We start from the raw sequence: 23,388 nt of genomic DNA on the forward strand, positions 1-23,388 counted from the left end.
CGCCCGAATGGCGGATGGCACAGAATGCAAAACCTGCTCCAGCAACGCTGACATTAATCAAGTTGCGTGGTCATTAACCCTGACCTTAGCTGAAACATGTCGTGAACATCGCGATGTCCTACGGCGTTCTCTTTCAGCGGCGGCCCCATGCATTCTCGTCGTCTTGTCGTCATCTCGGATCATTGCAGCGATGGTCCGCCGGTCCCGGTGACGCATCCGGCGCAGATCGACACCATCCTGCCGCCGCCCCCGACGGGACAGGTCACCGTCACCGGCGGCTATCTGGAACGCCTGCCCTTGGCAGCAATCGCGGCGGGCATCGTCGATACCGCCGAGATCTGGAGCTTTGCCGGGCGCTGCGGCGAATCCGATGCCAGCCAGGGCCTTGCCGCGGGCCGGGCCGATCCGGACCGCCCCGGCCTGACGCGGCGCGTCTTTCGCGCCGACGCGCATGACGCCCCGTACGGATCAGCCGAGGCGGTGCGCCATCTGCAGCAGACCGGCGCGCCCGACATCCTGTGCGTCTGGGGCCTGGGGGTCGGGCACGACATCATGGATGCGGCACGCGGTGCGGTCACCATCTACAATTCCATCGACGCCCCGGCACTGCGGATCCCCGACGACCTGGCGGCGCGGTTCGACCTGTTCCTGACCGGTGCCGCCTGGCAATCGGCCGAGATAAGGGCGCGCATCCCCGGCGCCCGCACGCGCGTGCTGCCCATCGGCCCGAACTTTGCGTCCGACGTGACCTTTCATCCGACCGGTGCGGCCAAGGATCGCGACGCGGTCTATGTCGCCTGCGCGCAGCCCTACAAGCGCCACGACATCCTGTTCGACGCGATGGAGCGCCGCCCCGGCACCACGGCCCTGCTGGTGGTCGGATACGGCGACGACGACCTGCGCGCCGACGCCGACCGCCGCGGCCTGGACGTCGAGATCGTGGGCCCCCCGGGGGTGGATCATGATGCCGTCAACCGGCTGATCAACCGCGCCCGCGTCGGTGTGGTGTGCGGTCAGCATGACGGCGCCCCCGCGATCCTGACCGAATATCAGCTGGCCGGCCTGCCGGTGCTGGCCAATGCGGACCTGGTCTGCGGGCTGGACCACGTGCCTGCATCGGCCGGGACCATCGCATCCCCCGGCGCGCCCTTTGCCGCCGCGCTGGACGGGCTGCTGGCATCGCCGCCCGCCGATCCCCGCCCCGACGCGATCGCCCGATGGGGCTGGCGCGCCAGCATCGCCTGCCTTGGCCAAGACATCGACGCGATCCGCAGCGATCGCCGGAAGGAGCCGTCATGACGCCCCGCGACCTGTCGCACCCCGCGACGACCGACAAGCCCGCCCTGATCTGCCTGTCGCATCTGCGGTGGGATTTCGTGACCCAGCGGCCTCAGCACCTAATGGACCGCTTTGCCCGCGATTACCGCGTGCTGTTCTGGGAGGAGGCGATCCCCACCACGCATCACCTGCCTTATCTGGAGTTCCACGCCTTTCACGGCACGACCGTCCAGGCCGTGCGCCCCCGCATTCCCGACCGCTGGTCGCCCCAGGATCAGGCCGCGGGCCTGGTGGGTCTGTTCGACCAGATGCTGGCCCTGAACGGGATCGTGCGCCCGGTCCTGTGGCTGTACACGCCGATGATGTGGCCCGTCGTGCAGCATGTCGATGCCGCGGCCGTGGTCTATGACTGCATGGACGAGCTGGCCTCGTTCCGCTTTGCGCCGCCCGCGCTGGCCGGGCTGGAGGCCGCGCTGATGGCATCGGCGGATCTGGTGACCACCGGCGGCTGGTCCCTGTGGGAAGCGCGGCGCAACGATCACGCCAATATCCACGCCTTCCCCTCCTCGGTCGAGACAGGGCATTTCGCGACCGCACGGACGGGACTTGCCGAACCCGACGATCAGGCCGGCCTGCCCGGCCCGCGGCTTGGCTGGTACGGGGTGATCGACGAACGCGTCGATCTGGACCTGATCGCGGGACTGGCCGCGGCGCGGCCCGACTGGTCGGTGGTGATGATCGGTCCGGTGGTCAAGATCGACCCCGCCAGCCTTCCCCAGGCGCCCAACCTGCATTGGCTGGGCCAGAAGAGCTATGACCAGCTGCCCGCCTATCTGGCGGGGTGGGACGTGGCGCTGATGCCCTTCGCGATGAACGAGGCGACGCGCTACATCTCTCCGACCAAGACGCCGGAATATCTGGCCGCCGGATGCCCGGTCGTGTCCACCCCGGTGCGCGACGTGGTGCGCCAGTACGGCCATCTGCACGCGGTCCGCATCGCCGACGGCCCGGCGGCCTTTCTCGCGGCCTGCGCCGATGCGCTGGCGGATGCCCCGGCCGACATCTGCACCGAGGCCGACGCGGTGCTGGCCCGCCAAAGCTGGGACCTGACACAGGCCCGCATGGCGGCGCTGCTGGACCGGGCGGTCGACCGACGCCGGCGGCCTGCCGTGCCCCGCCCCCGCCGCGCGCGGTCCCGTCCCGACGTGACCATCTGCGGCGCGGGGTTTGCCGGCGCGGTCATGGCGCGCCAGCTGGCCGAACAGTCGGGCAAGCGGGTGCTGGTCGTCGACCGGCGCGACCATATCGGCGGCAACGCCTTTGACGAACAGAATGCCGACGGCCTGCTGATCCACCGCTATGGCCCGCACATCTTTCACACCAACGCCACCGAGGTCGTCGATTTCCTGTCGCGCTTCACCGAATGGCGGCCCTATGCGCACCGCGTGCTGGCCGATCTGGGCGATCGCCGGGTGCCGATGCCGATCAACCGCACGACGCTGAACATGCTCTATGATGCCGGGCTGACCGGCGACGCGGACACCGCCGCCTTCCTGGCGGCGCGCGCCCGGCCCGTGGACCCGATCCGCACCGCGCGCGATGTCGTCGTCTCGGCCGTGGGGGACGATCTGTACCGGCTGTTCTTCGAGGGTTACACCCGCAAGCAATGGGGGCTGGATCCGTCCCAGCTGGACCCCTCGGTCACGGCGCGGGTGCCGACGCGCACCGATACCGACGACCGCTATTTCACCGACCGGTTCCAGGCGATGCCGCGCGATGGCTATACCGCGATGTTCGCGCGCATGCTGGACCATCCGGGGATCGACGTGCGCACGGGCACCGATTTCCATGACATCGACCCGGCCGATCGCGGCGCGCTGACCGTCTATACCGGGCCGATCGACGCCTATTTCGGCCACCGCTTCGGTGCGCTGCCCTATCGCAGCCTGACCTTCGCGCACGAGACCCTGCCCCAGCGCCAGTTCCAGCCGGTGGGCGTCGTGAACTATCCCGACCCGGACGTGCCCTTCACGCGGATCACCGAATACAAGCACCTGACCCGGCAGGACCACCCGATGACGGCGATCACCCGCGAATATCCGTCGGACCGGGGCGATCCCTATTATCCCATCCCCTGCCCAGAGAACCAGGCACTGTTCCGCCGCTATCGGGCGCTGGCCGATGCGGAACCGAACGTGATCTTTGCCGGGCGTCTTGGCAGCTACCGCTATTACAACATGGACCAGGTGGTGGCCCAGGCCCTGGCGCTGCACCGGCGCATGATGGCGGTCCCCGTGCATGCCTGACCGGTTGCTGCTGGTCACCGACAGCGCCGAACCGTCGGGCGTGGGCGCGCATATGGTCGCCCTGGCCGCCGCGCTGGCGGAGCGGGGCCTGCGCCCGGAAACGCTGTGGCCCGACCATCCGGCGGGCCGCGCCCTGGCTGCGCAGGTCACAGCGGCGGGCGGCATGGCCGCGGTGACGGACACCGGGGCGATGGCCCGGGCGGTTGCGGACTGGGCGGGGCAAGGCCGCGGAACGGTCCATGTCCATGCCGGCATCGGGTGGGAGGGGCACGCCCTGACCCGCGCCGCCCATGCCGCCGGCGCGACCGTGCTGCGCACCGAACATCTGCCCTGGCTGCTGACGGACCCCGATCAGATCGCCGAATACCGCACCGCGCTGGCCGGGGTGCACGGCGTGATCGCCGTGTCGCGCCAGGCCGCGGACGGGTGGCGCAGGGTACTTGGCCCGGGAACATCCGTCCGCGCGGTGCCTAACGGCATCCACCACCGCCCCGCGCCACAGGTGGACCGCGACGACCGGATGATCCTTTGCGTCGGTCGCCTGACCCCGCAAAAGGCGCAGCGCGTCCTGTTGGGGGCGCTGGCCCGGCTGCGGCGGGGCGGCGACGACGCGCGGGTCGTGATCATCGGCGACGGTCCGGGCCGTCCGCTGCTGGACCGCGCGATCCGCCGGTTCGGCCTGCAGGACCACGTGACCTTGGCCGGGCGACGCGACGACGTTCCCGCGCTGATGGCGCAGGCCGGCATCCTGGCCCTGCCGTCGCGGTTCGAGGGGCTGCCGCTGGTCGCGCTGGAGGCGATGGCCGCCGGCCTGCCCGTCGCGGCCAGCCGGATCGGCGGCACCGTCGAGGCGCTTGGCCCCGGCCACCCCTGGCTGCACTCGCCGGGCAACAGCCGCGCCCTTGCCGACCACCTGGCCGCGGCGCTGCGCGATCCGCAGGCGCGCGCACGCGTGGCCCAGGCGCAGCAGGACCGTTTCAACGCGCATTTCACCGCCGCCCGCATGGCCGGCGACACCCTGGCCGCCTATCGCGCCGCCCGCGCAAGGAAGGAAAAACCGCCTATGGACCGTATCAGACTGGGCTTCATCGGGGCGGGCGGCATCGCGCATCGCCATTTCGGCGTGCTGCAGACCATGCCCGACGTCCAGGTCGTGGCCATCTGCGACACCGACCCCGCCCGCGCGCAGGAGGCCGCAGACCGCATGGGGGCCACGGCCCATCACAATCACGACGCGATGCTGGCCGCGCATGATCTGGACGCCGTCTACATCTGCGTGCCGCCCTTTGCGCATGGGGCGCCCGAACGGGCCTGCATCGCGCGGGGACTGCCGTTCTTCGTCGAAAAGCCGATCACCCTGGACGTCGATCTGGCCGAGCGGATCGCGGCAGAGGTCGAGCAGGCCGGGCTGATCACCGCCGTCGGCTATCACTGGCGCTATCTGGACACGATGGACGAGGCGCGCGCACATCTGGCGACCAATCCCGCGCATCTGATGCAGGGATTCTGGATCGACCAGACGCCGCCGCCGGAATGGTGGTGGCGGGCCGACGGATCGGGGGGCCAAGTCGTCGAACAGGCCACCCACATCATCGACGCGGCGCGGTTCCTGGCCGGCGACGTGACCGAGGTGTTCGGCCTGTCCGCGCGGCGCGACCGCGACGACTTTCCCGGCCTGACCGTCCCCACCGCCACTGCGGCCACGCTGCGCTTTGCGTCGGGGGCGGTGGCCAACCTGTCGTCGACCTGCCTGATGCGGTGGAACCACCGCGTCGGCCTGCATGTCTTCAGCGACGCCATGGCGATCGAGATCACCGACCACGACCTGATGGTCGACGTGGGCCAGGGCCGACCCGTCCGGCAGGCCAGCGGCGATCCGGTCTGGCGCGAGGACCGCGATTTCGTCGAGGCCGTCATGGGCCGCGAGAACCGCATCCGCTGCGACTATGCCGAGGCGCTGCTGACCCATCAGGTCGCGCTGGCCGTGGGCCGGTCGGCCGAAACCGGAACCCTTGTGCGGATGGAGGGGCTGCGGGCCGACCCGCAGCCCACCTTTTGTCCTGCCGCTGCGGCGGGCGCCGACGATGCCGCATGAACATCGCCACATCCGGTCGCTGGCCATCCTGGACCAGGGCCGTCCGGGCTTCTTCGGCTATGACGAAGGGCCGGCGGGGGACGGGCAGGTCCGGCTGGACCTGCTTTATACCGGGCTGTCTGCGGGGACCGAGCTGACCTTCCTGAAGGGGACCAACCCCTATCTGCACAGCCGGTGGGACGATGTCGCGGGCCGCTTCGTGCCCGGCGAGCCGTCGGCCCGGTTTCCGGTCAACTTCCTGGGCTACATGGAAAGCGCCCGCGTGATCGACGCGCGCGCGCCGGGCTGGCGGAACGGTCAGGTGGTCGGCACCGCCTTCGGTCACAAGACCGGACATACCGCCGATCCGTCCCACGACCTGTTGACGGCGCTGCCCGACGGGATGGACCCGATGCTGGGCATCTTTGTGGGCCAGATGGGACCGATCGCCGCGAACGGCATCCTGCATGCCGATGCCGAGGCCTTCGGCGCCGCCGTCCCGCATCTGGGCGCCAGCCTGGACGGGCGCCCCGCGCTGATCTGGGGTGGCGGCACGGTGGGCCTGTTCTGCGCGCTGTTCGCGCAGGCCGCCGGCGCATCCGAGGTAGTGGTCGTCGATCCGTCGCCCTTCCGCCAGGACATCATCCGCAAGCTGGGCATGACACCGATGGACGAGGACGCGGCCGTGGCCCATGCCAAGTCCGCATGGCACGACCGTCACGGCGGCCGCGGCGCCGAGGTGGTGTTCCAGACCCGCGCCCATTCCGACAGCCTGCACCGCGCGCTGGCCGCCCTGCGCCCGCAGGGCACGGTGATCGACCTGGCCTTCTATCAGGGTGGCCTGCCGGACCTGCGCCTGGGTGAGGAATTCCACCACAACGGCCTGCGCCTGATCTGCGCCCAGATCAACCGCATGCCACGCCGTCTGGCCGCCGACTGGAACCAGCGGCGGCTGGCCGCGGAAACCGTCCGGCTGCTGGAGCGCATGGGCCCCGCCATCCGCCAGCACCTGATCACCCATGTCGTGCCCTTCGACGAGGCGCCGCGGTTCCTGGAACGCCTGGTGGCCGAGCGGTTCGATTTCCTCCAGGTCGTCTTCGCGACCTGACCCCGCCAAGGAGCGATCCGATGAACGACGATCTGAACCAGCCCTGGGGCGTTCAGCCGCCCCAGGACCTGCCCGTCCCGCACCCTGACGCCGGCAAGATTCGCATCCTGTTCGTCCTGGCCTGGCTGGTCGTCGGCGGAGAGGAGACGGAACTGCGCCTGCTGGCCCGCACGCTGCCGCGCGACCGGTACCGGATCGACGTCATCCCCTGCTTTCGCAAGGAGGGGATGCCCGACCAGACGACCGACCAGCTGCGCGCGCTTGGCATCCATGTCGACACGACGCCCTATGCGCTTGGGTTCGACGACACCATCGACTATCTGCGCCGCAAGATCTGCGGGGCCGACGTGGTGGTCAGCTGTCAGAACGTCGCCGACATCTATCCCGCGATGGAGCGTCTGGCCCTGCGCCCGCCGCTGATCGAACATGGCGGGCTGGTCAGCGAGGCGCTGGCCGGGCCCAAGCACCTGACCGCGCGCTATGTGGGCGTCTGCGACAGCATCCGCGCGGCGGCGGCGGGACGCATGCCCGACCGGCCCGACCATGCGGTCGAGATCCCGTCGATGGTCGATCTGACCGAGTTCGATCCGGCACGCCGGGCGCCCATCCGCGCGGCGCTTGGCATCGCCGACGACCAGGTGCTGATCGGATGGGTCGGCCGCCTGGACCGCAAGAAGCGGGTCGAGGATTTCCTGGCCGCCGCGATGCGCGTCGCCGCCAGCCATCCGCAGGCGCGGTTCGTCGTCATTGGCGGGCCGGACGCCTTCATGCCGGAATACGCGCTGCAGCTGCAGGCGCTGGCGGCACCCCTTGGCGACCGCGTGATCTTTACCGGCGACCGGGCGGACGTGCCCGACCTGCTGGCGGCGATGGATGTCTTCTGCTGGCTCAGCCGGGGCGAGGGCATGCCCCATGTCATCGCCGAGGCCGGGGCCGCGGGCCTGCCCGTCATCGCCACCCCCGACAACGGCGCCCTGCAGCAGATCCGCAACGGCGTCAGCGGCCTGTTCGTGCCGCACGAGGATCCTGCGGCGGTGGCCGCCGCCATGCGTCGGCTGATCGACGATCCGGCCCTGCGACACGGCCTGGGATCGGCGCTGCAGGGCCATGTGCGCGCAACCTATTCCGCCGCAGTCGTAGTGCCGCAATGGCAGGCGCTGATCGACACCGTTCTGGCCGAACAGGCCCCGGCGCCGGCGCCCACGCTGTTCGCCAGCGTGATCCAGGGGGGATGGGAATCCGCGACCCATCGGCGGCGCGACGGGCGGCGGCTGGATGTCATCGCGGCCATCGGTCACGACACCCATGCCACCCAGGATTACCTGCAGCTGCAAGGCTTGGGCATCCGCACCTGCCGCGATGCCTTACGCTGGCCGTCGATCGACGCGGGCGGCGCGCTGGACCTGGGATCCTGGACCCCGATGCTCCAGGCGGCGCGCGACACCGGCACGCAGGTGATCTGGGACATGATGCATTACGGCTGGCCGGACGATCTGGACGTCTGGTCCCCGGCCTTCGTCGACCGCTTTGCCCGGTTGGCCCGCGCCGCCGGTCGGCACCATCGCCAGGTGACGGATGCCGTCCCCTTCTGGTGCCCGGTGAACGAGATCAGCTTCCTGTCTTGGGCCGGCGGGGATGCGGGCTATCTGAACCCGTTCGCCGGGGGCCGCGGGTTCGAGCTGAAGGTCCAGCTGGCCCGCTGCTATCTGGCCGCCCGCGCGGAGCTGGTGGCCATCGACCCGCGAGCGCGCTTCGTCACCGCCGAGCCGCTGATCGCGGTTCAGCATGCCGACTGGACCGGTCGCCCGCTGTTCGAGGCGCATGGCTGGCACGACGCCCAGTTCCAGGCCTTCGATCTGATCGCGGGCCGCATCTGGCCGCAGATCGGGGGATCCGAGGCCGCGCTGGACGTGGTCGGCGTCAACTATTACTGGAACAACCAATGGATCCATGGCGGCCCCCCCATCGACGTCGATCATGCGCTGCACCGCCCCCTGTCAGATCTGCTTGTCGAGATCGCGGCGCGCTATGACCGCCCCATGATGCTGGCCGAGACCGGGACCGAAGGCGCGCGCCGCGCCGCGTGGTTCGATCATGTCATGACCCAGACCCATCACGCCCGCCGTCGCGGCGTCCGGATCGAGGGGGTATGCCTCTACCCCGTTGCCGACCACCCCGGATGGGACGACGACCGCATGTGCCCGAACGGCCTGCTGGGCGCAGACCCCAGCAGCGGCGCACGCGCCTTGTACGCTCCATTGGCACGCATGTTGCAAGGAGTGTCACAATGGTAATGTCGAGGAATATAGGCACAAACCCGCAGCAGCGCTGGTTATCCAGTTTCAGCGAAATGTGCTTGTTTGGAATGTGTTTGCTTGGTGTCCCAAGTGAATCATCGCTAAAAATGGCGCTGACCTATCAACCAGTCTGAATTGGTTCGGCAAGATTTACCGGTAGAACCGATATCTCACGCATCTGTTTGCAGGTAAGGGGCTGACTGGATCGCAGCCTCTGACACCTTGTGGACTACGTTTATTGCGATCCCGTCATGCGTTTCAGCTGCTGATCATCAGTCAGCCGTTCAATGCCAAAGGCTTCCAATGCCTTGACGATGATGTCCGTGGGCGAATCCCCAGCTTCGGCTGCCGCAGTCTCCAAGCCACGGCGAAGGTCGTCGGGAAGGTCAATTGGTGGGGTCGAACCGGTCATGTTCCGCTCTCCTGTATCGTTTCATTGAACATGTCAGCGCGTCATGCGGTTCCCGAGCTTGCACGTCCTGTCAGGTCTCCTCACCGACAAGCCAGGTGCCACTCCTGAGGTTACAAGCACTCGAGAAAGCAACGTACTGCGTCCGAGTTTCCAAGTACGGTCGGGAATGGATCGGTCGTCGCTGGTGGCCCGACGCCTTCGAACCATCGCTTTGCCCGAAACGATGACGTCGTCATGGCCAGGAACATTTGCTGCGGCTGCCGGTTGGCGGACCTCCACCGACAAGGAGGATCCGATGAACCACCCACGCGTCTTTGCAGTCACATCCGCCGACGCCGTCCCGACCCCGTCAAGGCTCAGGCTCGCTCCACCTGTCATTGACGCCACGCCGACGATCCTGCCGGCAAGCGACCTTTTCGGGTGGAACGTTCATATCGCAAACAGGCGTATGACAGCCGGCACGGCAAGCAGCTGCGTCAGCCGGCACCTCTGCCAGCATCAGACTGCCTCCGTGACTGCTGACAGAGTGCCAAGCGTCGATGATATCGCCATCCATGCCGCCACCGCCAAACCCCTGCGCGCCAGGCAGGCAAGACCAACGTTCGATCTCACCTTACCGGCCAGCCCGATCTCCGACCATGAGCCGCCCCTGATCGTGCGTACAGCCCATGCCCCCGACATCACCGAACAGCCGCTTTGGAGCGTGCCTATGGGCGCCACGCCGACCATCGGCACGCCTTTGAACGGACATTAAATGGGGAATGACGGAATGCAGACCTGGTTGTGCCTGTCCGGCGGAAACGCATTGGGGGCCTTTCATGCCGGCGCATGGAAGGCCATTCAGGACGCAGCGCTGAACGTCACACGCATCTCGGGCGCCTCGATCGGGGCGATCGTCGCCGCGGTCATCGCGGGCAATCCGCCAGACCGGCGTGTCGAAAGCCTGGACCGCTTTCTCAACGACATCGCTCAGTCTGCCTTGTCCGGAAGCGGGCGCCGCCGGTTGGTCACGGGCACGTTGCTGTTCGGAAACCCTGCGCTGTTCAGCCCATCGGTCCCCGGGTTGGCCGAGATCCTCCCCGGCGTGCCGCCCGACAGGGCAGTCTTCCATCGCAGGGCGACCCGTCGGCTGATCGAGGACTATGTGGATTTCGATCTGCTGAACGCGGGTGGCATCGAGGTCACCGTGACCGCGACGGATGCCGAAACCGGCACCGTGGAGGCGTTCCGCAATACGGTGGAACCGCTGACGGTGGATCATCTTATGGCCAGCAGCGCATTGCCGGTCCTGTTCCCCCCTGTCACCCTGAACGGGCGGCATTTCATGGATGCGGGCCTGGCCGAGAACCTGCCCCTGACCCCGCTGCTGGATCGCGATGACGACGCCCTGATCCTGGCCTGCGATCTGTACAGTGCAGCGGGGCCGCTGCGCCAGACGATGGACGGCATCGCCGACCGGGCACAGGAGCTTGCCTTCGGGTGCCAGTCGCGCCGCGAGATCGCGGCGTGCGACCTGACCGGACGTCGCTTTCATCATGTCATCCTGTCGGACCCCGAGGACGACTTTTCCGGAAAGTCCTTCGATTACAGCCAGGCGTCGCTGCGCCGCCGATCCAAGCTGGGACATACGCTGATGGCCCAGGCGCTTGAGAGCATCATCGCTGAACCCCCGACATGAGAGGCCCATCGTGATCCCACCCCGACTGCACGCCGCGCTTGATGCCGTGTCCGCGGCCCTGCTGGTCCTGGGGCCGGCATCCATGAGACGAAACGCCGGCCTTCGGGCGCCGTTGACCGCCATCGGATTGGGGGTGGCCGCGTATTCGCTGGCGACATCCTATCGCGGTCGCTCGCCCGGGCGGCCGATCCGCATGGACCAGCACCGGTTATTGGATGCCGCGCAGGGTGCGGCCTGCCTTGCCTTGGCGCGCGACGTGGACGACCAGACGGTGCGCACGATGCTGCGCGGCTATGGGGCGTTCTCGCTGGCGGTGGCGGCAGCGTCCTCGCCCCCCGGACCGGCCGGCATTGCCATCCCTGCGGAGGCTTCGGCGACTGATCTTGGCGACGATCTGGCCTGTTTGCGCTGCGGCATCGTCAATGTCGCGTTCATCGGTGCTGCCGGTGCCGGCGACCGGAACTGGTATCTGGTCGATGCGGGCGTACCGGGTTCGGCCGCGGCCATCCTGCAGGCGGCACGACGGCGCTATGGCGCATCCCGCCCCGCCGCGATCCTGCTGACGCATGGGCATTTCGATCATGTGGGCGCGTTGCATCAACTGGCAGAGACATGGGGCGCGCCCATCTATGCCCACCCGGCCGAGCATCCCTTTCTGACCGGCCGCCAAGCCTATCCCCCTGCAGCCCCCGAGGTCGGGGGCGGTATGATGGCGGAACTGTCCTGGCTGTTCCCTCGGCATCCGATCGACGTGTCGCGCCATCTTCGGGCCCTGCCGGAGGATGGCCGCATTCCGGGTCTGGAGGATTGGCGGTGGATCCATACGCCCGGCCACACGCCGGGTCATGTCTCGTTCTGGAACGTCGGCACGCGGGCCTTGCTGGCGGGCGATGCCGTCATCACGACGCGCCAGGAGTCCCTCGGGGGTGCCCTGCTGCCGCAGGCCCACCTGCAGGGCCCCCCTGCCTATTTCACACCCGATTGGGCGGCGGCCGATCTGTCGGTCCGGCGGCTGGCGGACTTGGAGCCCCGGATCATGGTGACAGGCCATGGCCCGGCACTGCAGGGAGATGCCCTGTCAGAACGGCTGCATGCACTGGCGACGACATTCCGTCAGCATGCACTGCCGAACGACAGCCGCTATCTTCGCCAACCATCGTAAGATGGTGGAGTGCCGTTTGTGGATAGCAATGATTGCCGGTTGGATTCTGGCCGAATGTACGGGCAGGCGCGAGTTTTTGATCCACAACAGATGTCGACGCGGAGCGGTATTCTTGGCGGCACGACGACGGCACGTCCGTGTCGCACCCTTGACCGGTAGGGATCACATGTCCGAAGATCCCTCCCAATGCCAGCGCGACCGAAGCTTAAGTGAAAGCCCCCGAAATTCGCTGTTGCCCAAGGAGGGTACCCCTGCAGCTCAAGCCGCCCTCCGTCACAGCAACCACAGCACGGCACCCGTTCCCCAAATGCCAATGGACAGCAGCAGAATGAGGAATGCGATCCGGATTGCGGGTTGGGCCCGGGCCGCATGCACGGACAGTCTGCGCCGGGATGTGCGGTTGGCCCACCAAGCGAACAGAAGCATCATCTGTGCCGCGAGAAGAAACACCGTCGCCACGGCTTTCGGAACCCAGGTGGGCTGAAACGGGCCGAAGACGGCCTGCATCCCGATCGCGACCGCAGCAGTCGCCAAACCAGTCCTGATCCAGCCAGAGAACGTGCGCTCCACCGCCAGAATGGTGCGATCTTCGGCAAGATCCGTGCGGTCTTCGGCGGGGTGGTCCTTGCTTGCCATGATATGCGCGCTGTCGTTTGCAATGCTGCCGGATAGCTGTTGAGACCGCTTGCATTGAAGAGGGAGCCACGGCCTCCCCGTGCCTCTGTGCGGTGCCTTTGCAGTGGGCTGACCGGCCAGCGCCTGTCCTGCTCAGAAGAAAGCGTATCTTGAAAGCAAGTGTCACCATCAGGTTCGCCAAACAGTGCCTTGGAACACTGCAGCCTGGTATCCGGTGCCGCACTTCTTCTTTGGTAAAGATAACGCCGACGATCACGACAAGCTCGGGTCGGAACAGAGCGTCGCGAAAACGACAGCCCCGCTGATGCGGGGCTGCCAAAGATGCTTTGGACGCTTAGACTTTTGCCGACCCCGGCATACCTGTCGGGGAACCGGCTGTCCGGGGGGCCGTGGAGGATTGGGAATGGCCGGACCCGGAGGATGCCTTGCCTTCTTCCGCGTCCGTCAATTCGTCCTGTGCGGCGGCCACGACGCTGGAGGCGGCTGACTTCGCTTCGTCCAGCCCGGCTGATACGGCTTTTCCGATGCGGCTCTTCTCCTCCGCATAGATCGCCTCCGCCTCGTCGAACAGCTGATCACGATAGTCGCCCATCAGCTCGTCCTCCTGCCGCGTGCCGGGCAACAGGGCGCCCAAGGCTGCGCCCCCGATCAGTGCAAGCGCACCGAACAGCAAGGGTTCGTTGTCATAGCTGCGGGCGACCTGCCTGTTCGCCCGCGCCATCTGGCGGCTGGCCGCGTCGCTGGCATCCAGTGCCTTGCGGCGTGCCGTCTCGATCCGGCGACGGGCCTCCTCGCTCATCCCCTCAGTGCCCTCTCCAAGACGGTCCCGAAAATGGCGCGCGCGATTGCCCAGTGCCGTCGTGCCATCACTGACGCGGTCCCGCAGGTGGCCGGCGGTCTCTCTGGTTCTGTCCATCATGCTATGCTCCTTGTCGGATCCGGTGCTCTGGTCGAAGGACGATCCGGTCGTCATCGGGCGACGGTCCGAACTCCAACCCGTGGTCGATGCTGCACCGCGCGGGGGCGGGGTGCCGCAAGCCCGCGTCGATACGGTCTGTTCGTTGCGCCGTCCGGAGGATTGGCCAAGGCTATGGACCGGGTCATGCCCGCGACCGAAGATCATCCATGCCAGTCCGATACCGGTCAGGCCCAAGGCAACAGGGTTGGCACGGGCGGCTGCGCTGGCCGATTCCGCCCATTCCGCGCCGTTCCGACGAACGGAGCCCGTCAGGCGGCGCGACAGGCCGTCCAGGGACAGTTCGTCCTGCAGATCGTTCAGCGTGCGGCGCAGGGCGTCACGGTCCTTCTCGATCTCGCGTTCGATATGGTCCGGGTTGTCTGCATCATGCGTCATGATAGGCCTCCTTGACCGTGTTCGCGTCGCGCTGGACGTTCTCGACCGTACGCGTCGGCATCAGGTTCTCGGGTTTCAGGTCGGCCAAGCCCTTGCGCAAAAGGCCATAGGCCAGGATCGCAAGCACGACCCCGACGATGACCGCACTCCAGATCGGGCCAAGATCGGTTTCCGCCAGGGCGGCCACCAAAGCCGCCGTCAGCACGTTCAGCGTGACGATGCCGATGACGGCGGCGGCCACGATCATCCCCAGCCCGGCACCGGCATGGCTGAGGTTCCGGCGCATCTCTGCCTTGGCAAGGGCGATTTCCTTGCGGACAAGATCCCCCGACAGCCGCAGTGCATCCGTCGCAAGCGTGGCGGGGTTCTGGGAGCGGACAGGATCAGTCATACGAACCTCCGATCGTGCGGCTGCCCGAAAGGCCAGGGTTGCCGGATGACGCTGCGCCGGTGCCGGTGCCGGACACAGGCTTGGCACCCATGCCCACGTGATGATCAGGGTTTGCAGCACCCGTTTGGGCGACCGCTGCGCGATCACCGGAGCCGGTCGGCCGGGTCGTACCGGTCATGCCATAGCTACCGGACCTGGTCATGTCCGACGAACTGGCGGACCCTGCCCGCAGAAAACGGACCGCGGCAAAGCCTGCCAAGGCCGACAGACCCAGAAAGGCGCCCGGCTGGCGACGCGCAAAGCGACGCACATCACCCAGCATCTGTACGGGGTCCGTCGAATTCAGGCTGTCCGCCAGTCCGCTGACGCTGTCGGCCGCACGGTCGAACATCTGTGCGACGGTCGAATCCGGATCGATCTCGGATCTGGCCTTGCGCAGGCCTTCGGCCACGCTCTCGGCACGGTGCGCAACGCCGGAACGCAGGTTCTGCTCGCGGCGCGCGACCTCGTCCTTGACCGTTCCGGCCAACCGCGACGCCTGTTCGGAGGCCTCGGCCCTGATGCTGCCCTGTTCGGACGTATCAGTCTCCCTGAGGTTCGGATCGTTGATGGTCATCTGAGATCTCCCTTGTCTGGCTGAAGACGAGCATCACAGCGACCCGCCGACAGGTTTATCGGGGCCCCAACCAAGCGACGGAGATGATGTTCCAGTAACGTTAATTAAGTTGAAGATTTTTCATGCGGCAACCATGCCAGAATAGTGAAATTATCCTTCTATTACATTGTCTTGAAATTTTTTAAGTTATCAGGCTAATTTTTTATTTCGCAGAAGGCGCCATGTCGAAACGGACCGTTCTACGACTATATGGCTTCGGTCTCTTGACCCGCGGGAATAATGACTCGGATTATCTATTAATGAGGGATAGACATCTATATAAATCAACCGAAGATTGCAAAAAAGAGGTAGGCCGTCCACCCAGTGATATCGAAACACCCCGCAGCACACTTGATCATATCCGTATCAGATATGGCAGTGCACAGATTTCGACTGCCGCGCATATAGTACGCCATGTTTTCATCAGCATTTATTGTGATCGCAGAACGCTGACCACCCGTTGCACCCCGCGACTTCGGCAGCAGTGGTCCTAATGTTTTGCCCTCATAGAGAACAGGAGGCATCACCCTCAAACGTCATTGAAAACATCACCTGACTTACGACGCCGTTGCGAGCATCGGCAAACTTTACAGCTATAATAGGCCGCGAGCATGGCACCAATCCTTTGATCCAGAGCCAACGCCACCTTTGACCTTGCTCTTAGTCTTACCCGATATGACATAGCCGACAGAATCTACGCTATTTTTGCTGATAATCGCGTGGAGAAAATCATACAGCAAAACGGTCAGCGTAGCGGCTACAATTAATACTGGAAGGGGAAGAGCAAAAGCAACTGTCCATGCTCCATAGTCCTAGCGCCAACGCCAACGTCAACGTCAACGCTAACGCCAACGCCAACGCCAACGCCAACGCCAACGCCAACGCCAACGCCAACGCCAACGCCAAGAAACTGAAATTCACGCTTATTCAAAAAGGCAGAACAATTGCAAATCTCAAAGGGACGAGAAATCACGGAAACCCATGATTAAATGAAATTTTCTACGATTTGAGAAGCGGTGAACGCTAGTTGCCTCTCTCCGCAAACATTGTTGCGGCCGCCGGATGCAAGGGGGCGGCCAAGCCCGACTCCTGCATGTCGCGAACGGACAGCTTCTCCAGCACGGCCGCTGAGACCCCGATCGAGGGAAGGTTTGCGATGGTATTTTTGATGATTGCGGCAACGATGTCATCCGGCATGTCCGTGCGTGTCACCAGCGTCGCCAAGACTCCGATCGACAGGATCCTGCCCTTTTTTCCATAGACGCTGCGCGGAATGGACGAGTAGACATAATCGTCGTTCGCCTCGATGAACGCGCGCACTTCGGGCCCGGAAATGTTGACCAGCCGCGCATCGCACTCGTTGATGGCACGATCGACGACCGAACTGGGATGACCCAAGATCAGCACGGTCGCGTCGATCCTGCCGGCGCATAATTCATCCAGTCCGGTGCCGGTGGAGAGTTCGAGCAGCGCCCTGAAATCCGTCCGATCAAGACCCAGGGCCGTCAGCAGGCGCATGGCCGTCGCCTGCCTGCCCGATGCGGGCAGACCGATATCGACCCGCTTGCCGACAAGCCCCCCCAGGCTGAGGATATGGGCGTCGGGGCGCGACAGGACCGTCAGCGTTTCCGGATAGAGCGACATGACGCTGCGAAGGTCAGAGAAGGCCGGTTTACCCGCGAACGGGCCTTCGCCGGTCAGGGCCATGTTCTGCACATCGGACTGCACGATGGCGAAATCAAGCTGGCGGTTCCGCAGCGCCTCCATGTTGTAGATCGAACCGGGGGTGGCCTCGGGGCTGCAGCGCAGTGCCGCCTCAGCCCGGTTCGTCTCCTGACACAGGGCGGTGGCGGCGGCGTAATAGCTTCCGTTAACGTCCCCGGAGCCGATGGTGTACAGCCGTGGATCCTGTGCCTGCGCAACTGTCGACACGGACAGAAAGGCCACTGCCATCCAACGGAACATCGACGACCTCCGCACCTTGCTGCCGCCATTAGCGCATGACGGCGATTCATCGGCAAGCGCGTAAAATCTTCTCGCAGAAACGCGAAGTCGCAGTCACTATGGAAAGGGGGACCTTGCGAGGGAAGCGATGCCGGATTTCCTGTACGACATTCCGCTGCGCGACCTTGCCCTCTATTTCTCGCTTGCCGCCGTCCTGTCGATCTTCGTCGGGATGCTCGTCCTCAAGCCGATCCTGCGCCTGCTGATCGGTTCCGGCCCCGACCTGAACGAGGCGATCACCCACGGCACGGCCGGCTTCAACCTGTTCTATGGTCTGCTGCTGGGCCTGCTGACCGTGTCGGCCTATCAGAATAACGAGCGGGTGAACGAGGCGGTGCTGAACGAGGCGACAGTGCTGGGCGCGCTGTATTCCGACATCAACGGTTACCCGGAACCCGTGCGATCCGAGACCAAGGCGATGATGCGCGACTATGTCCTGTTCACACTGTACAAGGACTGGCCCGCCCATGCGCAGGGCTCCTATCTGGATGGCGGTGGCAATCGCGTGAATGCGATGCGCCAGAAGTTGTCGGGGTTCGAGCCGACCTCGGCCGGGCAGGAAATCCTGCATGCGCAGATGCTGTCGGCGTTCCAGGAGTTCACCCGCGTCCGGCAGCTGCGCCTGAACGGTGTCTACACGGAAATTCCCAACGTCCTGTGGTATGCCGTGCTGGTGGGCGCGGCGATCAACATCCTGCTGATCGTCCTGCTGCGGATGCGCCCCGTGCGTCAGTTCGTGCTGGGCACCATCACGGCGTTCTTTCTGGGCGTCATCCTGTTCGTCATCGTCGCCCTTGACGATCCGCTGCGCGGCGAGGCGGCGATCCAGCCCGACCCGCTGGAGCGCCTGTGGCAAAGGGTCATGATCTGGGACGAGCCCTGAGGAGGCGACATGGCGCAGTTTTCCATCCGGGAGGTCGAGGGAATGCGGCAGGTTCGCATCGAGATCGACCAAGAGACCATCCGCGCCCGCCGCGGGGCCCTGTCGACCATGCGCGGCGACATCGCCCTGACACCGCGGCTGCCGGCACTGGCGGATGTCTTTCGGTCGATGTTCACCAGCGAAGCCCGGATCAGGCCTTATTACAAGGGCAGCGGGTCGATCGTGCTGCAGCCGTCCTTGTCCGGATATCACCTTCTGACGGTTCAGGACGGCGAGACATGGGTTCTGGAGCCCGGCGTCTATTGGGCATCCGAAGGCGGTGTTTCCCTGGGCATGCGCCGTGAACGCTTCTGGCCCAGCCTGTGGGCGGGTGATGGCGGCCTGGTCTGGAAGACGACGCTTCACAATGCGGGCCAGGTCGCGATCAACGCCCCCGGCCCTGTCGAGACGATCGAGGTTCAGGACAGCGACTTGCGTGTTCAGGGTCGCCTCGTGCTGGGCAGGACCGAGGGCCTGCGGTTTTCATCACGAAATCCGGCGTCATTTCCGCGCAACCTGATCTCCGGGCAGAAACGCCTGCGTGTTTTCAGCGGCACCGGAAAGGTTCTGGTTTGCTGGACGCCTTATTGGAACGAACATCTGTATCGCAGAATGACCGGGGAAAGCATCGATGGATCCTTGCTGGAATGATCCCTTGGTGCGCCCATGTCATGCGCATCGGTCAAGATGCAGTGCCCTGCAGTCTGCCGCAGTCCCGCATGCGCGGTGACCAAACGAAACGTAACCCTTTCACGGTCAGTTCCGTGATTTGCATATCCTCGAGCGGCTTCTCCCCGCAGTAACCGCAACCAATATCGCTTTGTGGCGTCGCTGGCTTTCGGCCGTCGGCTGTTCAAACGAAATCTACCATGATGAAGGTCATCCACTGGGTCGATTAGTCGATCAGAAAATTGATGATCATGCCTAGCGTATATCTGAATGTCTTCTACCTGATTTGGTTTCACTGGTTCAATGATATGCCGCCCACCCGCTCATCGTGGGGCGCTGGGGGCTTAAATCCTGATCTCACCTCATTGCACCCACTGAGCCGCCCTGTCCTTTCCGGAGGTGTGTCGCGACCACGGTGGCCAGGCTTGCAACGATCGTGATGGGCTAAACCAGTCAATCCCTGACGCCGTTCGATCAAATCAGAGCGGAGCAAACCTGCCGTACGAAACCGGGCCTTTCAATGCCATAAAGACCGGCTGACCTCATTTGCCCACTATTGACCGGACAAAAAATGGCGCGCAACTATTGTTTGTGCCATAGTTATGGCGGTCATACACTAAACGCTTATTCCTGCTGCGAACCTGCAGCCGGTGGCTTCCCGTGATAAGACGATACCCACCTCGCTGCCAAGACCACGCGCACTAGACCTTCTGTTCACGACCTGATCGGACCTTGAGAGCGGGGAGATAGGGATCCAAACACCATGATCCCCCTCTCTCTGATGTCCCTAGAACCGGGTGATGATCGTGGCGCCGACGGACTGAAACCTGTCCATGTTCACCAAGGCCGCGGGGGCTTCGGCAAGGCTGATCCGGTCCCCCACCAGCCGCGCGGGATCAAGCTTGCCACTGGCCACCATGTCCAGCATCGCGCCATAGCGGTGAGCCTGCATCCCATGCGAGCCCAGGATCTCGATCTCTTGACCGACGATCCTGGCCATGGGCACGGCCGGTGCCGCGTGATCGCCCAGCATCAGGCCCACTTGGATATGCTTGCCGCGCGGCCGCAGACAGAGGATGGAATTGGTCATCGTCACCGTATGCCCAAGCGCATCGATCGAGACGTTCGCGCCACCACGGGTGATCTTCCGGATCGCTTCGAGGACATTCTCCTGCCTGCCGTCGATCACAAAAGCCGCACCAAGCGTACGGGCCAGATCCAGCTTTGCCGGATCAAGGTCCACGCCGATGACGTTCGCCCCGGCCGCTGCGGCAATCATCACCGCGGACAGACCCACCCCGCCACAGCCGTGAACGGCCACCCATTGCCCCGCACTGACCCGCCCCTGATCGACGACAGCACGAAAGGACGTGGCGAACCGGCAACCCAAGCTGGCCGCGGTGGCGAAATCCATGCTGTCCGGCAGGGCGACCAGGTTCAGGTCAGCCCTGTGGATGGCAACATATTCGGCAAACGAACCCCAATGGGTGAAGCCCGGCTGCTCCTGGTGCAGGCAGACCTGCTGATGTCCGGCATAGCACTCCGAGCAGCTGCCACAGCTGCAGATGAACGGGACGGTGACCTTGTCCCCCACTGCCCACCTGGTGACGTCCTTGCCGACCGCCACCACCACCCCTGCCAATTCGTGGCCCGGAACATGCGGAAGCTCGATGTCGGGATCATGCCCCTTCCAGCCGTGCCAATCGCTGCGGCAGACGCCCGTCGCCTCCACCTTGAGAACAATGCCATGCGCTGCAGGGGTCGGGTCCGGAAGGGTGACGAGCGTGGGCATTTCCCCGAACGTCTCAAACATCACGGCTTTCATGGGGTCAGCTCCTTCAGGTGGTGAACCATCGGCTGTCATCCTAGTCCCATCGCGGGAAAGAGCTTTGCCAATCTTCTTGTCATTTGCCATCATTGAGGCAGACTCTGCCCCTTTGATGGAGCAACCGACGGATACTCTGCTTATGACCAAGATTGACGCCGTCAGTATGCAGATGCTCACGTTGCTTCAGGACGACGGCCGCATGACAAATGCCAAACTGGCCGAGACGCTGTCGATGAGCGAAACGCCATGCTGGCGCCGTCTGAAGCGGCTGGAGGAAAGCGGCATCATCGAGGGCTATCAGGCCCGGTTGAACCGCCGGAAGATCGGACTAGGCGTGATGGCATTCGTCCAACTGCGCTGTTCCGAACACGATGCGACTGCGACCGCAACGTTTCAGCGCATCATCGAAACCTCGCCCAATATCCTGTCCTGCCACAACACGACCGGCGCCGACGATTTTCTGCTCATCGCCGTCGCGCGAGATCTGGATGACTACAGCAGCTTCGTCGAGACCACGCTTCGACGGCTTCCCGGCGTCACCAGCATCCGGTCGAACCTGTCGTTGCGAGAGATGAAGTCCTCAAGCCGGCTACCAATCGTGCGAAGCGACGGCTGACGCCTTCTCCAAGCGTGATGCGTCGAGCACCAAGGCGTGTAGCCCCGAATGCTCTTTCAAGTCGGGCAGACGCTACATTATCGCGAAGGAAATTATGGCCCACGGTTTTCCACGTTTGGGCGAGCTTGCGGCGGTTCTTTGCCTTGCGGAAGGCCAAGCCGGCATCAGTCGCCCGGACATGCGAAAGCCCCGGCGTTTGGCCGGGGCTGGTGGTGAGTCTTTGACGGTGGTTGCGGGGACAGGATTTGAACCTGTGACCTTCAGGTTATGAGCCTGACGAGCTACCGGGCTGCTCTACCCCGCGCCAAGGTTGTCCTGATCGGGTTTGTTTCATCGTATCAGAGAGATATTGCGTTTCTTACCAGGTCTGGCGGTGACCTACTCTCCCACGTCTTAAGACGCAGTACCATCGGCGCAGCGGCACTTAACGGCCGAGTTCGGGATGGGATCGGGTGTTTTGCTCGCGCTAGGGCCACCAGACCAGGAAAGAAACGCTCAGCGTCGGACCCTTTGAAGGGTCTGATATTGTCCAAGGATGCTTTGGAGGAAGGAGGATAATCCTGCTTCTTCCGGATCAAATCAAGCCTATCGAGCCATTAGTACCGGTCAACTGAATGCATTGCTGCACTTACATCTCCGGCCTATCGACGTGGTGGTCTTCCACGGCTCTCAAGGGAGACCTTGTTTTGAGGGGGGCTTCACGCTTAGATGCCTTCAGCGTTTATCCTGTCCGTTCATAGCTACCCAGCACTGCCGTTGGCACGACAACTGGTCCACCAGTGGAACGTCCACCCCGGTCCTCTCGTACTAGGGGCAGCTCCTCTCAAGTCTCCAACACCCACGGCAGATAGGGACCGAACTGTCTCACGACGTTCTAAACCCAGCTCACGTACCTCTTTAAACGGCGAACAGCCGTACCCTTGGGACCTGCTCCAGCCCCAGGATGAGATGAGCCGACATCGAGGTGCCAAACGATGCCGTCGATATGGACTCTTGGGCATCATCAGCCTGTTATCCCCAGCGTACCTTTTATCCGTTGAGCGATGGCCCTTCCACTCGGGACCACCGGATCACTATGGCCGACTTTCGTCTCTGCTCGACTTGTCAGTCTTGCAGTCAGGCTGGCTTCTGCCATTGCACTCAACGACCGATTTCCGACCGGTCTGAGCCAACCTTCGCGCGCCTCCGTTACTGTTTGGGAGGCGACCGCCCCAGTCAAACTACCCACCACGCAGGGTCCCGGACCCGGATAACGGGCCGCGGTTAGACATCAAGAGTGCGAAGGGCGGTATCTCAAGGATGGCTCCACGAGGACTAGCGTCCCCGCTTCAAAGCCTACCGCCTATCCTGCACATCGCAATCCTGATGCCAGTGCGAAGTTGTAGTAAAGGTGCATGGGGTCTTTCCGTCTAACCGCGGGAAGTCTGCATCTTCACAGACAATTCAATTTCGCTGAGTCCACATTTGAGACAGCGGGGAAGTCGTTACGCCATTCGTGCAGGTCGGAACTTACCCGACAAGGAATTTCGCTACCTTAGGACCGTTATAGTTACGGCCGCCGTTTACCGGGGCTTCAATTCAAGGCTTGCACCTCTCCTTTTAACCTTCCGGCACCGGGCAGGCGTCAGACCCTATACGTCGTCTTACGACTTCGCAGAGCCCTGTGTTTTTAGTAAACAGTCGCCACCCCCTGGTTTGTGCCCCCGGCCTCTGCTTGCGCAAAAACCGGGCCTCCTTCTCGCGAACTTACGGAGGTATTTTGCCGAGTTCCTTAAATGTGGTTCTCTCAAGCGCCTTGGTATTCTCTACCAGTCCACCTGTGTCGGTTTAGGGTACGGTCTTGTGGAGGGCTATTTCCAGGGACCCCTAAGCAGCCCGATCAATCCGTTAAGATCGAACTACCCTCGGGATCCGTCACCATCTCCTGGCCCAGGAATATTAACCTGGTTCCCATCGACTACGCCTTTCGGCCTCGCCTTAGGGGCCGGCTTACCCTGC

Annotated in this window: 19 protein-coding genes, 1 tRNA gene and 2 rRNA genes (1 of these 22 cut by a window edge); 12 read left to right on the forward strand and 10 right to left on the reverse strand. The window is 64.4% G+C overall.

Translation table 11 applies throughout. From position 1 onward, the window contains the following. The first annotated feature begins 147 nt into the window (after positions 1-147). From PRL19_RS03275 to PRL19_RS03295, 5 genes are read left to right on the forward strand one after another with little or no spacing between them, the layout of a single operon-like run. Positions 148-1,299: a glycosyltransferase gene (locus tag PRL19_RS03275; protein WP_273743855.1), complete on the forward strand. Its 1,152-nt coding sequence runs from the start codon at positions 148-150 to the stop codon at positions 1,297-1,299. Then, a complete protein-coding gene (gene glf, locus PRL19_RS03280) occupies positions 1,296-3,584 on the forward strand; it encodes a UDP-galactopyranose mutase (protein ID WP_273743856.1) in 2,289 nt (762 codons plus the stop codon). Before PRL19_RS03275 ends, glf begins: the two co-directional genes overlap by 4 nt. Continuing rightward, on the forward strand, positions 3,577-5,679 hold the full coding sequence (locus tag PRL19_RS03285) for a glycosyltransferase (protein ID WP_273743857.1): 2,103 nt from the start codon (positions 3,577-3,579) through the stop codon (positions 5,677-5,679). Before glf ends, PRL19_RS03285 begins: the two co-directional genes overlap by 8 nt. Further along, positions 5,669-6,766 carry a zinc-dependent alcohol dehydrogenase gene (locus PRL19_RS03290; protein WP_273743858.1) on the forward strand — a complete coding sequence of 366 codons (1,098 nt, stop codon included), beginning with the start codon at positions 5,669-5,671 and terminating at the stop codon, positions 6,764-6,766. The genes PRL19_RS03285 and PRL19_RS03290 overlap by 11 nt, the downstream gene beginning before the upstream one ends. 20 nt (positions 6,767-6,786) lie before the next feature. Next, complete coding sequence (locus PRL19_RS03295; RefSeq protein WP_273743859.1) at positions 6,787-9,060, forward strand: glycosyltransferase family 4 protein; 2,274 nt, start codon at positions 6,787-6,789, stop codon at positions 9,058-9,060. Positions 9,061-9,298: 238 nt separating this feature from the next. Here the strand turns inward: PRL19_RS03295 and PRL19_RS03300 are convergent, their stop codons facing one another. Next, entirely contained in the window at positions 9,299-9,475 is a 177-nt protein-coding gene (locus PRL19_RS03300; protein ID WP_157001453.1) for a hypothetical protein, read from the reverse strand. Between the two features lie 295 nt (positions 9,476-9,770). On the opposite strand from PRL19_RS03300, the gene PRL19_RS03305 reads away from it, so the two are divergent. The 3 genes from PRL19_RS03305 to PRL19_RS03315 are packed head-to-tail and all read left to right on the forward strand — an operon-like array spanning position 9,771 to position 12,315. Then, positions 9,771-10,229 carry a hypothetical protein gene (locus PRL19_RS03305; protein ID WP_273743860.1) on the forward strand — a complete coding sequence of 153 codons (459 nt, stop codon included), beginning with the start codon at positions 9,771-9,773 and terminating at the stop codon, positions 10,227-10,229. A gap of 15 nt (positions 10,230-10,244) precedes the next feature. Continuing rightward, positions 10,245-11,153: a patatin-like phospholipase family protein gene (locus PRL19_RS03310; protein ID WP_273743861.1), complete on the forward strand. Its 909-nt coding sequence runs from the start codon at positions 10,245-10,247 to the stop codon at positions 11,151-11,153. A gap of 10 nt (positions 11,154-11,163) precedes the next feature. Then, positions 11,164-12,315, forward strand: coding sequence for an MBL fold metallo-hydrolase (locus PRL19_RS03315; protein ID WP_273743862.1), 1,152 nt, complete (start codon positions 11,164-11,166; stop codon positions 12,313-12,315). Positions 12,316-12,588: 273 nt separating this feature from the next. Here PRL19_RS03315 and PRL19_RS03320 read toward each other — a convergent pair whose 3' ends face one another. The 4 genes from PRL19_RS03320 to PRL19_RS03335 form a co-directional block, all read right to left on the reverse strand. After that, positions 12,589-12,951, reverse strand: a complete 363-nt coding sequence (locus tag PRL19_RS03320; protein ID WP_273743863.1) for a DUF202 domain-containing protein — start codon at positions 12,949-12,951, stop codon at positions 12,589-12,591. A gap of 334 nt (positions 12,952-13,285) precedes the next feature. Next, complete coding sequence (locus PRL19_RS03325) at positions 13,286-14,305, reverse strand: DUF3618 domain-containing protein (RefSeq protein WP_273743864.1); 1,020 nt, start codon at positions 14,303-14,305, stop codon at positions 13,286-13,288. Then, entirely contained in the window at positions 14,295-14,696 is a 402-nt protein-coding gene (locus tag PRL19_RS03330; protein WP_273743865.1) for a phage holin family protein, read from the reverse strand. The genes PRL19_RS03325 and PRL19_RS03330 overlap by 11 nt, the downstream gene beginning before the upstream one ends. After that, positions 14,689-15,312 carry a hypothetical protein gene (locus PRL19_RS03335; RefSeq protein ID WP_273743866.1) on the reverse strand — a complete coding sequence of 208 codons (624 nt, stop codon included), beginning with the start codon at positions 15,310-15,312 and terminating at the stop codon, positions 14,689-14,691. The genes PRL19_RS03330 and PRL19_RS03335 overlap by 8 nt, the downstream gene beginning before the upstream one ends. 838 nt (positions 15,313-16,150) lie before the next feature. On the opposite strand from PRL19_RS03335, the gene PRL19_RS03340 reads away from it, so the two are divergent. Next, positions 16,151-16,336, forward strand: a complete 186-nt coding sequence (locus PRL19_RS03340) for a hypothetical protein (RefSeq protein ID WP_273743867.1) — start codon at positions 16,151-16,153, stop codon at positions 16,334-16,336. A 38-nt stretch (positions 16,337-16,374) separates the two neighbouring features. Here the strand turns inward: PRL19_RS03340 and PRL19_RS03345 are convergent, their stop codons facing one another. Beyond that, on the reverse strand, positions 16,375-17,316 hold the full coding sequence (locus tag PRL19_RS03345) for a TAXI family TRAP transporter solute-binding subunit (protein ID WP_273743869.1): 942 nt from the start codon (positions 17,314-17,316) through the stop codon (positions 16,375-16,377). A 127-nt stretch (positions 17,317-17,443) separates the two neighbouring features. Between PRL19_RS03345 and PRL19_RS03350 the strand changes: the two genes are divergently transcribed. Together PRL19_RS03350 and PRL19_RS03355 are read left to right on the forward strand one after the other, a co-directional pair. Continuing rightward, positions 17,444-18,238 (forward strand): bestrophin-like domain, encoded by a 795-nt coding sequence (locus tag PRL19_RS03350; protein ID WP_273743870.1) that lies wholly within the window; start codon positions 17,444-17,446, stop codon positions 18,236-18,238. Between the two features lie 9 nt (positions 18,239-18,247). After that, positions 18,248-18,928: an AIM24 family protein gene (locus PRL19_RS03355; RefSeq protein WP_273743872.1), complete on the forward strand. Its 681-nt coding sequence runs from the start codon at positions 18,248-18,250 to the stop codon at positions 18,926-18,928. A gap of 805 nt (positions 18,929-19,733) precedes the next feature. Here PRL19_RS03355 and PRL19_RS03360 read toward each other — a convergent pair. Next, complete coding sequence (locus PRL19_RS03360; RefSeq protein ID WP_273743874.1) at positions 19,734-20,771, reverse strand: zinc-dependent alcohol dehydrogenase family protein; 1,038 nt, start codon at positions 20,769-20,771, stop codon at positions 19,734-19,736. A gap of 142 nt (positions 20,772-20,913) precedes the next feature. Between PRL19_RS03360 and PRL19_RS03365 the strand changes: the two genes are divergently transcribed. Further along, positions 20,914-21,390 (forward strand): Lrp/AsnC family transcriptional regulator, encoded by a 477-nt coding sequence (locus tag PRL19_RS03365; RefSeq protein WP_273743875.1) that lies wholly within the window; start codon positions 20,914-20,916, stop codon positions 21,388-21,390. 227 nt (positions 21,391-21,617) lie between these two features. Here PRL19_RS03365 and PRL19_RS03370 read toward each other — a convergent pair. From PRL19_RS03370 to PRL19_RS03380, 3 genes are all read right to left on the reverse strand, one after another. Then, positions 21,618-21,694: transfer RNA gene (locus PRL19_RS03370), tRNA-Met, on the reverse strand. Positions 21,695-21,755: 61 nt separating this feature from the next. Further along, positions 21,756-21,870, reverse strand: a 5S ribosomal RNA gene (gene rrf / locus PRL19_RS03375). A 95-nt stretch (positions 21,871-21,965) separates the two neighbouring features. Next, positions 21,966-23,388, reverse strand: a 23S ribosomal RNA gene (locus tag PRL19_RS03380) (it continues 1,410 nt past the right edge of the window).

Origin of the sequence: Paracoccus marcusii, assembly GCF_028621715.1 — a bacterium.
In the GTDB taxonomy this organism is placed as follows: domain Bacteria; phylum Pseudomonadota; class Alphaproteobacteria; order Rhodobacterales; family Rhodobacteraceae; genus Paracoccus; species Paracoccus marcusii.